The sequence below is a fragment of the Nostoc sp. CCY 9925 genome (genome assembly GCF_963920935.1).
GTDB lineage: Bacteria > Cyanobacteriota > Cyanobacteriia > Cyanobacteriales > Nostocaceae > Nostoc.
The window spans coordinates 1-213 of the sequence record NZ_CAWUDO010000349.1 but is presented as its reverse complement, the minus strand read 5'-3'; the positions used below and the strand labels follow the sequence as shown (position 1 = coordinate 213).

The 213-nt window shown below is 66.2% G+C and carries 1 protein-coding gene; it reads right to left on the bottom strand.

Annotated elements, in window-relative coordinates; all coding sequences use genetic code 11:
• Window positions 1-213, bottom strand: a 213-nt coding sequence (locus ACM0OY_RS40715; RefSeq protein ID WP_414574351.1) for a DUF3383 family protein, incomplete at both ends; no start/stop codon positions are given.

Here is a 213-nt window from a genome sequence, read left to right as displayed (position 1 = left end):
CGGCACCGCCGACAGAGCCTGCGTCAGGCCCAGAAGCCCGGAAACGTCCTCGCCGGTGGTGTTCGCGGTTCCATAGCCCACCATCGAAGTCGCGCCCGTGGTGGAGCTCGTTACCACGAAACGGCCATTCACGCCATCCCAGACCATCGTGGCGCCCGTCAGCTTCGCTGTCACCTTGGACGCGACGCCGTTCAGGTTCGTCTCGGCGGACAG